Source organism: Micromonospora sp. NPDC004336, assembly GCF_053602615.1.
The window spans coordinates 56,154-68,719 of record NZ_JBSGDY010000006.1 but is presented as its reverse complement, the minus strand read 5'-3'; the positions used below and the strand labels follow the sequence as shown (position 1 = coordinate 68,719).

The window sequence follows — 12,566 nt, the reverse complement described above, 5'->3', positions numbered from 1 at the left end:
GACGACGGTGATACTGACAGGCGGAACGGTGCCGGCACCGGCGCCCGGGGGACCACAAGTGGAGGCTGTCATCGCCACGCAGTGTGACCGCTGTGGACGCACAGCCGCCGACGGCGACCGCTTCTGCGGCGGCTGCGGCAACGAGCTGGGCGCGGTGTGCCCGCACTGCCTCCGCCCGCTCGCCCGGGACGTGGCGTTCTGCACGTCCTGCGGCGCGCCCCGGCCGGGCACCGACCGGCGGGCGGCCGCCCCGCAGGAGGACCGCCGCCGGGTCAGCGTGCTCTTCGTCGACCTGATCGACTTCACCCCGTACGTCGAGCGGGCCGACCCGGAGCTGGTGCGGGGCATGCAGACGGGCTTCTTCTCGGCCGCCCGCCGGGTCGTCGGCCAGTACGGCGGCGTGGTCGAGAAGTACATCGGCGACGCGGTGATGGCCCTGTTCGGGGCGCCGGTGGCGACCGAGACCGACGCGCTGCGCTGCGTCCGGGCCGGCCTGGAGCTGCAACGGGTGCTGACCCGGTTCACCCCGACGGGGGCGGACGCGCTGCGCTTCCGGGTCGGCGTGGCCACCGGCGAGGCGCTCGTCGACGTGGCCGCCGCCCGCGACGGCGGCCAGGCGATCGTGGCCGGCGACGTGGTCAACACCGCCTCGCGGATGCAGTCCGTCGCGCCGCCCGGCGGGGTGCTGGTCTGCGGCACCACCTACGCGCTGACTCGGGACAGCATCCGCTACGCGGAGCAACCACCGGTCGTGCTGCGCGGGCGGTCGACGACGACGGAGGTGTGGCTGGCGCTCTCCCCGGTGCGGCGGCAGCCCACCGACCGGCAGCCGGACACCACGCCGCTGATCGACCGGGAACACGAGCTGGGGATGCTGGTCAACGCGCTGCACCGGTCGTTGCGCGACCGGCGCCCGCAGGTGGTGACCGTCTTCGGGCGGGCCGGGCTCGGCAAGAGCCGGCTGGTGCGCGAGCTGTACCGGCACGTGGACCGGCTGGTCGACGAGCCGCTGACCTGGCGGACCGGGCGGTGCCCGCCGTTCGGCGAGAACGTGACCTTCGCGGCGCTGGCCGACATCGTCAAGGCCGAGGCCGGCATCCTGGACACCGACCCGGCGTCCACCGCCGCCCAGCGGCTCGCCTCGGCCGTCGACGAGCTGGTCGGTCCGGGCGAGCGGGCCCGCCTCGTGGACGCGCTGCGGCCGCTGGTGGGCCTGCCGGGGACGCCGCTGCCGGCCGAGGAGACCGAGTCGGCGTGGCGGCGCTTCCTGCTGGCGCTGGCCGTGCGCCGGCCGACGGTGCTGGTCTTCGAGGACCTGCACTGGGCCGACGACGCGATGCTGCGCTTCGTGGAGCTGCTCGGCGCGGCCGCCCGCGACGTGCCGCTGCTGCTGCTCTGCACCGCGCGGCCGGAGCTGGTCGACCGGGACCCGAGCTGGGCGGGCACGATCACCGGCTCGGTGACCATCACGCTGCCGCCGCTGCGGGACACCGGCATCGCGTCGCTGTACGCCCACATGTTCGGCCAGGCGGCGTTCTCCGCCGACATGCTGACGCCGCTGGTCGAGGTGGCCGGCGGTAACCCGCTCTACGCACACGAGTACGTGCGGATGCTCATCGAGCAGGGCGCGCTGCGCCAGTCCGGGCGGGGCTGGTCGCTGGAGAAGCACCTCGACCTGCCGATGCCGGAGAGCGTGCACGCCGTCATCGCCAACCGGATCGACCTGCTCGACGCCACCGAGCGCACGGTGCTGCTGGCCGCCGCCGTGGTCGGCGTGCAGTTCTGGCCGGGGGCGGTGGCCGCCGCGCTCGGTCAGCCGGTGGAGTCGGTGGAACGCGCCCTGCGCCGGCTGGAGCAGCGCGACTTCGTGCACGAGCAGGCCGCCTCCACCATGGCGGGGCAGCCGGAGTACCGGTTCCGGCACGTGCTGGTGCGCGACGTGTGCTATCAGCGGCTGCCCCGCACCGAGCGGGTGGCGCGGCACGAACGCACGGCGCAGTGGCTGGACACGCTGTCGCAGAGCCGGGACACCGACCTGGCGGAGGTGCTGGCGCACCACCGCTGGGCGGCCCACGAGATCGCCCGGACGCTGGGCATGGACACCGCCCGCTACGCCGGCCCCGCCCGCGCCGCCCTGCACCGGGCCGCCCGGCGGGCGTACGCGCTGCACAGCCTCGACGCCGCGGCCAGCCACGCGGGCCGGGCGCTCGGGCTGGCCGACGAGTCCGACCCGGTCGGCCGCCTCCAGCTGGAGCTGCTCAGCACGGAGATCTCGTTCTACCGGGACGGCAACGCCTTCCTCTCCGGGGGCGGGCCGGAGCAGGTGCAGGCGCTCGCCGAGCGGCTGCTGTCGCACGGCGACGACGCCTGCGCGGCGCGCGCGTGGACGCTGCTCGGCCAGGCCGCGTGGCTGCGCGCCGACCGGGCCGCCGCGCTGGCCTGCCTGGGCCGGGCCGTGCAGCTCTTCGCCCCGCTGCCCGACAGTCCGCAGAAGGCGGACGCCTACGCCGAGCTGGGCCGGCTGCACATGCTCAACTACGAGCGGGACCCGGCGGTCGCCGCGGCCGACCGGGCGGCGGAGATCGGCGAGCGGCTGGGGCTCACCGAGACCCGCACCAACGCGCGGATCACCTCGGCCATCGCGCGCTACCAGGCGGGCGACCGCTCGGGGCTGGACGAGCTGCACACGATCGTCGAGGTCAGCCGGGCCAGTCAGTTGATCGCGCTGCCCAGGGCGATCCAGAACCTGGCGTACGCCGTCTGCGAGGAGGGCGACTGGCTGCGATCGGACGCCCTGCTCTCGTCGTCGCCGGCGCGTACGGCCAGCGGGCAGACGCTGACCACGATCTCCTCCGCGGAGGCCATGCGCGCGTGGTTCGAGGGCGACTTCGGCCGGCTGCTCAGCGCCGCCGAGGCGTTCGTGGACACTCCCACCGGCAGCTGGGACATGCAGGTCCGGGGCCTGCGCTCCTGCCTGCTGGTGCTGCGGGGCGAGCCGGTGCCGCCGGCGGCCGCCCCCACCGACCCGGGCGACGACGCGCCCGCCGACGACGTCGCGGCGGCGCTGGACGCCGCGCGGCGCAGCGGTTTCCACCGGCTGCACTGGACGATGCTGGCGATGGGCGCGCTCTGCCGGGCGTTGCAGGGGCGCCGCGACGAGGCGGCGACGCTCATCGACGAGCTGGCCACCTCCTGGTCGGCGGTGCCCGCCCTGGCCAGCGGCGAGTGGATCGCGGCGGCCGCGTACGCCGCCAGCCTCGCCGGGCGCGACGCGGCGGCCCGGGTGCGCGCGATGCTGGACCGGGTGGGCCACCGCACACCCTGGTCGGAGGCCGCGCTGCGGACGGTGACCGGGGCGCTGGCCGCGGCGGGCGGCGACCACCGGCGGGCCGCGGAGCTGCACCTGGCGGGGGCCGACATCTACGCCGGCATCCCGGACGTCACCGACCGGATGCTGGCGCTCACGTTCGCGGCGGTGGAGCTGGAGCGGGCCGGCGAGCCGACGGCCGGCCGGCCGGAGCTGGCCGAGCTGCGCGCCTTCGCGCTGCGCAACGACGCCCCCGCCCTGCTGGACGTGGCCCGGCCCCCGGCGGCCCCCGCCGACCCCGCCCTGGCCTGCTGACCCGGGCCCCCGCCCGGTCGGGCGGCGACGCGGTGGGCGGCGACGCGGTCGGCGGCGGCCCGGCCGGGCGGCGACGCGGTCGGCGGCGGCCCGGCCGGCGACCCGGGGTGCGTCAACCGGCGGACCGTGCCGGTCAGGCGGCGACCGGCTCGCGGGGCGCGGTGGCGGCGGGGCTCTTGGCCTTCTGCGCGTACATGTCGACGTACTCGCGGCCGGAGAGCTCCATCACCTCGTACATGATCTCGTCGGTCACCGCGCGCTCGACGAACCGGTCGCCGGCCATCCCGGCGTAGCGGGAGAAGTCCAGCGGCGGGCCGAACCGGATCCGCACCCGGGCGATCTTCGGGATGAGCTTTCCCGGCGGCTGGATCTCGTCGGCGTTGAGCATCGCCATCGGCACGACGGGGGCGCCGCTCTCCAGGGCCAGCCGGGCCACGCCGGTCTTGCCCCGGTAGAGCCGGCCGTCGGGGGACCGGGTGCCCTCGGGGTAGATGCCCGCGATCCCGCCGGCGCGGAGCACCCGCAGCTGGGTGTCCAGCGCGGCCCTGGCCGCCCGGCCGCCCGAGCGGTCGACCGGGATGGTGCCGGAGCCGACGAAGAACATCTTCGTCAGCCAGCCCTTGACGCCCTTGCCGGTGAAGTACTCGGCCTTGGCGATGAACGTCACCCGCCGCCGCACGATCAGGGGCGTGAAGATCGAGTCGGAGAACGACAGGTGGTTGCTGGCCAGGATCACCGGACCGGTGTCGGGCACGTGGTGCAGCCCCTCGACCTGCGGGCGGAACACCAGCCTCAGCAGCGGGCCGAGGAGGACGTACTTCATCAGCCAGTACAGCACCGGCGTCCTTTCCCAGAGGTGGTCGCGACGCCACCGCGTCTCGGGTCGTGGGCGCCAGCCTACGAACCAGGTGCCGGCCGCCACAACGCCCCGCCGGTCCGGCGTGCCACCGTCCACGCCGGACCTTCCGCTAGCCGGCGTGGCGTTCCGGGCGGCCCTCCAGCGCGACCCCGGGCACCACCCGGGCCAGGGGCCGGGGCAGCCACCACGCGCGCCGGCCGAGCAACTGCATCACGGCGGGCAGGATCAGACACCGGATGACCAGGGCGTCGACGACGATCGCCACGGCCAACCCGAGGCCGAACTGCTGGAGCATGCGGGTGGGGCTGAGCATGAACGCGGCGAACACCACCACCATGACGGCGCCGGCGGCGGTGACCACCCGACCGGTGGTCGCGATCCCCTCCCGCACCGCCCCGGCGGCGTCCCCGTCGCGGTGCCACACCTCCTGCATCCGGGAGAGCAGGAAGACCTCGTAGTCCATGGACAGACCGAAGGCGATGGCGAAGACCATGACCGGGACGTACGCCTCGACCGGTCCCGGTTCCACGCCCAGCGCGCCCTCCTGGAAGACCAGGGTCGTCACGCCCAGCGCCACGGCCACGCTGAGCAGGTTGAGCACCGCGGCCTTCAACGGGATGAGCAGCGACCGGAAGACGACCATCAACAGCAGGGCGGACAGGCCCACCACGACGAGTACGAACAGCGGCATCCGCGCCGCGACGGCCTCGGCGAAGTCCACCGTGGCGGCCGTGCCGCCGCCGACCAGGAACGTGGCGCCGGTGTCCCGGGCCAGCGGCGGGAGGACGTCGTCCCGCAGCCGGTGAACCAGGTCCATCGTCGCCTCGTCCTGTGGCTTCGACTCAGGCACCACGACCACGGTGGACACGTCCGGGCCGACCGCGGCGGGCGGCACGGCCTCGGCGACCCCCGCCGTGTCGGCGATGGCGTCCCGGGCAGTTGCGGCGTCCTGCTCGTCGCCCTCCACGACGACGACCAGCGGGCCGTTGAAGCCCGGGCCGAAGCCCTCCGCCAGGAGGTCGTACGCCCGGCGGCTGTCGGTGGCGGCCGGGTCGCTGCCGGCGTCGGCGAAGCCGAGGTCCATGTCCAGCGCCGGGGCGGAGAGCGCGAGCAGCGCGACGAACGGGACCAGCGCGTTCAGCCACGGCCGTCGTTGCACGCCGACAGACCACCGACGCCACCACGTTCCCTCGGGACGGCGACCGCGGGCCTCGCGGGCGCGTACCGACCGCTCGATGCGCCGGCCGGTCAGCGCCAGCAGGGCGGGCAGCAGGGTGAGGGAGGCGAGCATGGTCACCAGGACCGTCAGCGCGACGGCGACCGCGACGCCCTGCAGGGAGCCGAGGCCGAGGACGACCAGGCCGAGCAGGGCCAGAATCACCGTGCAGCCGGCGAAGAAGACCGTCCGCCCGGCGGTGTCCTGCGCGATCCGGGCGGCCTGCCGCCGGGGCACCCCCCGGACCAGCTCCGACCGGTACCGGGAGAAGATCAGCAGGGCGTAGTCGATGCCCACGCCGAGGCCGACGAGCATCATCAGCGGCGCGGTGAAGTCGGCGATCGTCGCGAGGTGCGAGGCGAGGGCGATCAGCCCGAGGGCGGTGCCGACGGCGAAGACCGCGATGACCACCGGGAGGCTGGCGGCCACCAGGGAACCGAAGAGCAACACCATGATCACGAGCGCGGCGAGGATGCCGGCCCCCTCGGCGGCGCCCCCGCCGCCCTCCTGCACCGCGCGTACGGGCGCGCCCCCGACCTCGACCCGCAGCCCGTCACCCTCGGCGCGGGTCGCGGTGTCCATGATCGCGCGCACGTCGTCGGCCGGCACGTCGGCCGACTGGCCGTCGAGGGCCACGGTGGCGTAGCCGATGGTGCCGTCGGCGGAGAGGCCGTAGCCGTCGTACGGGCCCCGCACGGCCGCCACGTGCGGGAGCCGCCCGACCTCCGCGAGCATCGCCTCGATCCGGGCACGGGCGGGGCCGTCGGCCAGTCCGTCCCGGTCCTGCGCCACGATCTGGACGGTCTCGCCGGCCGACACCGGCGCGCGCTGGCGCAACGTGTCGAGCGCCTGCTGGGACTCCGCGCCGGGCAGGGAGAAGTCGTTGCGGTAGTCGGCGCCCACGAACTGCCCGGCGACGCTGACGCCGGCCAGCACGGCGACCCAGAGCAGGACCGCCGTCCAGCGCCGTCGCCAGGCCCAGTCGCCCACCCGTTGGAAGGCGCTCGCCCGTTCGGCGGTCGGACGGTCGGTTTCGGTCGTCACGGTGAACCTCCTGCGCTGACGGATCCGGCCCGACCACGAGCGCGCCGGTGCCGCCGGGAACGCTACGAAGGACGCCCGCGCCAGCCATCGGTCCACGGGCGACAACCGCGGTCGCCTGTCGACGTACCGACGCGGCTGGCGGATACCACGGGGGGCGACGGCAGGTCTGGACGCTGGCGGGGTCCGTCGGGCGACGGCGGCGCCTACGCTCGGGGCGTGCGGGCGGACGAGGCGGAACGGGAGCCGGGCCGGGCGGCCGAAGCACCGGTCGGGGCGTGGCCGGCCAGGGTGTGGGACCTGATCATCGGGGTCGCCGTGTCGACCGTCGTGGCGGTGGCGATCACCGCGAATCTCGGCGGCGACCGGGGCCGCGACGCCATCGCCTACCTGTTCGCCGTCGCGCTCGGCGCACTCATGCTCGTCCGCCGGCGCGCGCCGGTGGCCGTGCTGCTGGCCAGCGCCGCGGGCCTGGTGACCTACTACGTGGCCGGCTACCCGCCGGTCGGGCTGGCCCTCCCCGTCGCCGCGGCGCTCTACTCGGCGGCCGAGGCCGGGCGGCTGCGCTGGGCGGTGCTCGTGGCGTTCGCGCTGCTCGCCTCCTCCACCGGCTTCCGCACGGCGCAGGGCGAGGACGTCGCGTACCTCTTCGGCTTCGAGCTGGCCTACATCATCGCCACCATGGCCGCCGCGATCGCCCTGGGCGACGGGGTCCGGTCCCGGCGGCTGTGGCGCCGGGAGCAGCGGTGGCGGCTGCGGCAGCTCGAACGGGACCACGCCCGGGAGACGGCGCGCCGGGTCGAGGAGGAACGGCTACGGATCGCCCGCGACCTGCACGACGTGATCGCCCACCACATCTCCGTCATCTCGCTGCACACCGGCGTGGCCGGCGAGGCCCTCGACGACGACCCGTCGGCCGCCCGCGCCGCCCTGGGACATGTCCGCTCGGCCACCACCCAGGTCGCCCGGGAGCTGCGGACCACCCTCGGCCTGCTCCGCGACCCGGCCACCGCCGAGCCCCGGCAACCGGTGGCCGGGCTGGCCGGGCTCGACGCCCTGGTCGCCGGCACCCGGGCCACCGGGCTGCGGATCGCCGTCGACCGGCGCGGCGAGCTGACCGGGCTGCCCGCCTCGGTCGACTCCACCGCCTACCGTCTGGTCCAGGAGGCGCTGACGAACGTGCTGCGGCACGCCGGCGCGACCGCCGTCGAGATCGACGTCGTGCGTCGCCCCGACTCCGTCGCGGTCGCCGTGCGCGACGACGGCCGGGGGCGGCGAGGAGACTCCCCGTACGGGCACGGCCTCGGCGGCATCCGGGAGCGCGCCGCCCTGCTCGGTGGCACCGTCGCCGCCGGAAACCGCCCCGGCGGCGGTTTCGAGGTACGCGCCGAACTGCCCCTGGGAGGGACCCCGTGATCCGAGTCGGACTCGTCGACGACCAGCACCTGGTCCGCGCCGGGCTGCGCGCCCTGCTGGACCGGGCGCCGGACATCGAGGTGGTCGGGGAGGCGGGAGACGGCGACGCGGCGTACCGGCTGGCCGTCACCGCGCGGCCGGACGTCCTGCTGATGGACATCCGGATGCCGGGCACCGACGGCCTGGCGGCGACCCGCCGGATCGTCGCCGATGGTCGGCTCGCCGGCGTGCGGGTGGTCGTGCTCACCACGTTCGACACCGACGAGTACGTCTTCGAGGCGATCCGCGCCGGCGCGTCCGGCTTCCTGCTCAAGGACACCGGACCGGACGAGCTGCGGGACGCGGTGCGGGTCGTCCGGTCCGGGGACGCCCTGCTCTCCCCCGCCGTGACGCGGCGGGTGATGGCCGCGGTGCGGTCCGGCAACCGGGAGCCGGACCCGGCTCCGCTGCGGTCGCTCACCGCCCGGGAGCGGGAGGTGCTGGCCGTGGTCGCCACCGGCCGGTCGAACGACGAGATCGGCGCGGTGCTGCACATCAGCCCGGCCACCGCCCGGACCTACGTGAGTCGGCTGCTGACCAAGCTCAACGCCCGGGACCGGTCGCAGCTCGTCGTCGTCGCCTACGAGAGCGGCCTGGTGCGGCCGGGCGCACCGCCCGACGCGCGCTGACCGGCCGGCTCGACCGCCGTGGCCGCCCTGACCTGACCGCCGTCGGCGTCGGCGTCGGCGTCGGCGTCGGCGTCGGCGTCGGCGTCGGCGTCGGCGTCGGCGTCGGCGTCGGCGTCGGCGTCGGCCAGCATGCAGCAAGAACGGACATAGGGTCCCCGGCCGCGACCTGCGGCAGGGCGCCGACTTCGTACGCCGCGCCACAAGGCACTCCCGGAACCGGCCCCCGACGTGTCACGATTCAAGGCACGGCGTCCGGGGACGGTGCCGAGGGGGCTCAGGCGACCGCGCCGCGGCGCGTGATGAGGAGGATGTCCGGTGTCAGCGGGTGGCGCCCGCCGGGGACGGCGGGACAACGGGCTCGACGCGAGCGAGTACGCCGTCGCCGGCGACGTGGATCCGCGCGTCGGCGAACACCTGCTCGACGTCCTCGCCGCCGGTGGGATCGCCGCCTACCTCCAGCCCTCGGCCGACCTCAACCCGGTCACCCGCACCACCACGGTGCCCGCCCGCCCCGTCGACCGGCTCTACGTCGACCGGTCGCACCTGACCACCGCTCGGGACTACCTGACCCAGCTCGCCGACGAGACGGCCACCGAGCGGCCCCGCCAGGCGGAGCCGGACATCGACGCCGAGTGGGCTCGGATCGTCGCCGGTTTCCACACCGCTCCCGCGCCGGGCGACAACCCGTGGCCCGCGGCGGAGGACGTGGACGACCCGCCGGGGCCGGCCACGGGCCCGGTGCCCCTCGCCACACCCGACGAGCCCGCCGGGCCGACCGCCACCGACGTGCGCCGGTTGCCGTACGCGGCGGACGTCTCGGGGATCTCCGTCGGCCGCGCCCCCCGCCAGGACGAGCCGTCGCTGCTCGACGGGCTGGACACCTTCGGCGCGGACCTGCCCGACGACGAGGCCGACGACGAGCGCTACACCCCGCCGCCGCCCCCGCCCCTGCCGCGCCTGTCGAAGTACACCGTGGTCGGCGTGCTGGCGATCGTGGTCGGCTTCGTGCTGTTCCTGTTCCCGTCGGTCTTCCCGGTGGCCGACCCCTCGGTGGTCAACCTGTTCGGCTTCACCGGCATCCTCGCCGGCTTCGTCTCGCTGATCTGGCGGCTGCGCCCGGGCGGCGAGGACGACGACCGCGACCCCGACGACGGCGCGGTCGTCTGACGACGCCCTCGGTGGGCGGAGCGCCGCCCGCATCCCGGGACACCCGCCGCCCCACGCCACTGCCGTAACAGTGGTGTAACTTACTGTCAGTAGGAATACCGCTGTCCGTCACTCCCCTCGCTGACTGCCCGGTTGTTCCTCGCTCGCGGCGGTCACACCCCTGCGGATCGGAATGCCCGAGATGCGACAGAGCTCCCTCGTGGTGGTGGCCAACCGCCTGCCCATCGACGACGGCGCCGCCCCCGACGGCGCGTGCGAATGGCGCCGCAGCCCCGGCGGCCTGGTGAGCGCCCTGCACCCCCTCCTGCGGCACGCCCCGGCGACCTGGGTGGGCTGGGCCGGCGGCACCGGGCCGGCCCCCGCCGTGCCGGACGTGGACGGCGTGCGGATGCACACCGTGCCGCTCAGCGGCGACGAGCTGCGCGACCACTACGAGGGCTTCGCCAACGCCACCCTCTGGCCGCTCTACCACGACTCCGTCGAGCAGCCGGAGCACCACCGACGCTGGTGGGAGGCCTACCAGCGGGTCAACCAGCGGTTCGCCGAGGCGACCGCCCAGGTGGCCGAGCCCGGCGCGGTGGTCTGGGTGCAGGACTACCACCTCCAACTGGTGCCCGGCCTGCTCCGCGCGCTCCGGCCCGACCTGCGGATCGGCTTCTTCCTGCACGTGCCGTTCCCGCCGCCCGAGCTGTTCATGCAGCTCCCCCGCCGGGCCGAGCTGCTGCGCGGCATGCTCGGCGCCGACCTCGTCGGCTTCCAGCGGGCCCAGGCCGCGCACAACTTCGCCCAGCTGGTCGCCAAGGTCCTCGAACTGCCCGCCACGGACCGCCGGATCGCCGTCGACGACCGGGTGGTCCGCATCGGCGCCTTCCCCGTCTCCATCGACACCGCCGAGATGGCGGCGCTCGCCGCCCGGCCCGACGTGGCCGACCGGGCCCGCCGGCTGCGCCACGACCTCGGCAGCCCCGAGCAGGTGATCCTCAGCGTCGACCGGATGGACTACACGAAGGGCATCGAGCAGCGGCTCAAGGCGTACAGCGAGCTGCTCGCGGCCGGGCACGTCAAGGTGCGCGACACCGTCCTGGTGCAGGTGGCGGTGCCGAGCCGGGAGCGGGTCGGGCAATACCAGATCCTCCGCGAGCGGGTGGAACGCGAGGTCGGGCGGATCAACGGCGAGTTCGGCCGGGTCGGCGAGCCGGCGATCCACTACCTGACCCAGCCGTTCGACCGCGCCGAGCTCGCCGCCCTCTACCGGGTCGCCGACGTGATGGCCGTGACCCCGCTGCGCGACGGAATGAACCTGGTCGCCAAGGAGTACGTGGCCGCCCGGGTGGACGACACGGGCACCCTGCTGCTCAGCGAGTTCGCCGGGGCCGCCGCCGAGCTGCCGCAGGCCTACCTGGTCAACCCGCACGACCTGGAAGGGCTCAAGCAGGGGCTGCTCTCGGCGCTCCGGGCCGATCCCGAGGACGTCGGCGCGCGGATCCGCGCCATGCGCTCGCACCTGCACCGGTACGACATCCGCGCCTGGGCCCGCTCCTACCTCTCCGCGCTGGACGACAGCGGCTCGCTGCTGACCCGGCTGGGCGCCGCCGGCTGACGCCGGGCGCGGCGGCCGTCAGGGGCGGCGGTCGGGCGCGGCGGCCGTCGGGGGCGGCGATCAGGCGCGGCGACCGTCAGGGGCGGAGGTCGGGCGCCGGATCCTTCTCCAGCCAGTCCAGGATCGCGTCGATCGGCTCCCGCCACCGCGTGTCGAGCATCATGTCGTGGCCCATCCCGGGAAAGAGCAGCGGGGCCGAGCCGTACCGGCGGGCCGCCCGGGTCAGCGCTGCCGCCGGGACCACCCGGTCGTCCGGGCTGCCCAGCACCAGCACCGGCGGATCGCCCACGGCCGGCTCCGGGTCCCGCCCGGCCAGCAGCTGCCACTGCGCCCGCCGGCCCGCCCGGCCCAGCCGGGAGACGTACCCCCGGGCCTCCGCCTCCGGCAGCTCCCGGCTGAACAGCTGGCGGCGGTGCAGCCGCAGCGGCCCACCGAACACCGCCGGCAGCGTGCCGAGCGGGTTGCGGCGCAGCGCGGCCCCGAACGTCGCCCAACCGCCGAGCACCGGCGCCACGAGCACCCCGGCCCGGGCCGGGTAGCGGGCCAGCGCGTGCGCGACCACCAGGGCCCCGGCGCCGTGCCCCACCAGCACCGCCTGACGCGGCAGGCCCGCCGCCACCTGGGTCACGTCGTGGGCGTACGCCCGCAGCGTCGCCTCCGGCGCCGCGCCGCTGCCGCCGTGCCCGCGCAGGCTCAACGCGTGCGCCGGGAAGCCCCGCGACGCGGCGTGGCCCAACCAGTGCTCGGCGAACGCCCACGCGCCGTGGCCGAAGCCCGGCACGAACAGCAGCGGCGGCCGCCCCTCCTCCAGCTCCGGGGCCACGCCGAGCACCTCACGCCGGACCGGGCGGACCGGCCGGGCCCACTCCCGCCCCCGCATGACCCGCACCTGACTCACTGTTCCGGCCTTTCGTTCGCGACTGCGGGGCTCCGCTGCGCTGCACTCCTCGCGCTCACCGGTGCCCACCCTTCGTTCG

General features: G+C 75.7%; 9 protein-coding genes. 5 read left to right on the top strand and 4 right to left on the bottom strand.

Translation table 11 applies throughout. From position 1 onward, the window contains the following. Nucleotides 1-58 precede the first annotated feature (58 nt). A complete protein-coding gene (locus ACWENR_RS02900; RefSeq protein ID WP_452275367.1) occupies nucleotides 59-3,622 on the top strand; it encodes an ATP-binding protein in 3,564 nt (1,187 codons plus the stop codon). A gap of 133 nt (nucleotides 3,623-3,755) precedes the next feature. Here the strand turns inward: ACWENR_RS02900 and ACWENR_RS02895 are convergent, their stop codons facing one another. Further along, nucleotides 3,756-4,460 (bottom strand): lysophospholipid acyltransferase family protein, encoded by a 705-nt coding sequence (locus ACWENR_RS02895; RefSeq protein ID WP_452275366.1) that lies wholly within the window; start codon nucleotides 4,458-4,460, stop codon nucleotides 3,756-3,758. 130 nt (nucleotides 4,461-4,590) lie between these two features. Continuing rightward, entirely contained in the window at nucleotides 4,591-6,741 is a 2,151-nt protein-coding gene (locus ACWENR_RS02890; RefSeq protein WP_452275365.1) for an MMPL family transporter, read from the bottom strand. 216 nt (nucleotides 6,742-6,957) lie between these two features. Here ACWENR_RS02890 and ACWENR_RS02885 point away from each other — a divergent pair, with 216 nt between their 5' ends. Further along, nucleotides 6,958-8,154 carry a sensor histidine kinase gene (locus ACWENR_RS02885; protein ID WP_452275364.1) on the top strand — a complete coding sequence of 399 codons (1,197 nt, stop codon included), beginning with the start codon at nucleotides 6,958-6,960 and terminating at the stop codon, nucleotides 8,152-8,154. Then, nucleotides 8,151-8,822 (top strand): response regulator transcription factor, encoded by a 672-nt coding sequence (locus tag ACWENR_RS02880; RefSeq protein WP_452275363.1) that lies wholly within the window; start codon nucleotides 8,151-8,153, stop codon nucleotides 8,820-8,822. Before ACWENR_RS02885 ends, ACWENR_RS02880 begins: the two co-directional genes overlap by 4 nt. Here ACWENR_RS02880 and ACWENR_RS02875 read toward each other — a convergent pair. Then, nucleotides 8,774-8,953 (bottom strand): hypothetical protein, encoded by a 180-nt coding sequence (locus tag ACWENR_RS02875; RefSeq protein WP_452275362.1) that lies wholly within the window; start codon nucleotides 8,951-8,953, stop codon nucleotides 8,774-8,776. The two genes, ACWENR_RS02880 and ACWENR_RS02875, sit on opposite strands and share 49 nt — an antisense overlap. A 184-nt stretch (nucleotides 8,954-9,137) precedes the next feature. Between ACWENR_RS02875 and ACWENR_RS02870 the strand changes: the two genes are divergently transcribed. Continuing rightward, on the top strand, nucleotides 9,138-9,989 hold the full coding sequence (locus ACWENR_RS02870; protein ID WP_452275361.1) for a DUF308 domain-containing protein: 852 nt from the start codon (nucleotides 9,138-9,140) through the stop codon (nucleotides 9,987-9,989). Between the two features lie 181 nt (nucleotides 9,990-10,170). Continuing rightward, a complete protein-coding gene (locus tag ACWENR_RS02865) occupies nucleotides 10,171-11,589 on the top strand; it encodes an alpha,alpha-trehalose-phosphate synthase (UDP-forming) (protein WP_452275360.1) in 1,419 nt (472 codons plus the stop codon). A gap of 76 nt (nucleotides 11,590-11,665) precedes the next feature. Here ACWENR_RS02865 and ACWENR_RS02860 read toward each other — a convergent pair whose 3' ends face one another. Continuing rightward, entirely contained in the window at nucleotides 11,666-12,469 is an 804-nt protein-coding gene (locus ACWENR_RS02860; RefSeq protein WP_452275382.1) for an alpha/beta hydrolase, read from the bottom strand. Between the last annotated feature and the right edge of the window lie 97 nt (nucleotides 12,470-12,566).

Coding starts and splice junctions, on each gene's coding strand:
- ACWENR_RS02875 (WP_452275362.1), bottom strand. CDS start 8,953: ATGCTGGCCGACGCCGACGCCGACGCCGACGCCGACGCCGACGCCGAC.
- ACWENR_RS02865 (WP_452275360.1), top strand. CDS start 10,171: ATGCGACAGAGCTCCCTCGTGGTGGTGGCCAACCGCCTGCCCATCGAC.
- ACWENR_RS02860 (WP_452275382.1), bottom strand. CDS start 12,469: ATGCGGGGGCGGGAGTGGGCCCGGCCGGTCCGCCCGGTCCGGCGTGAG.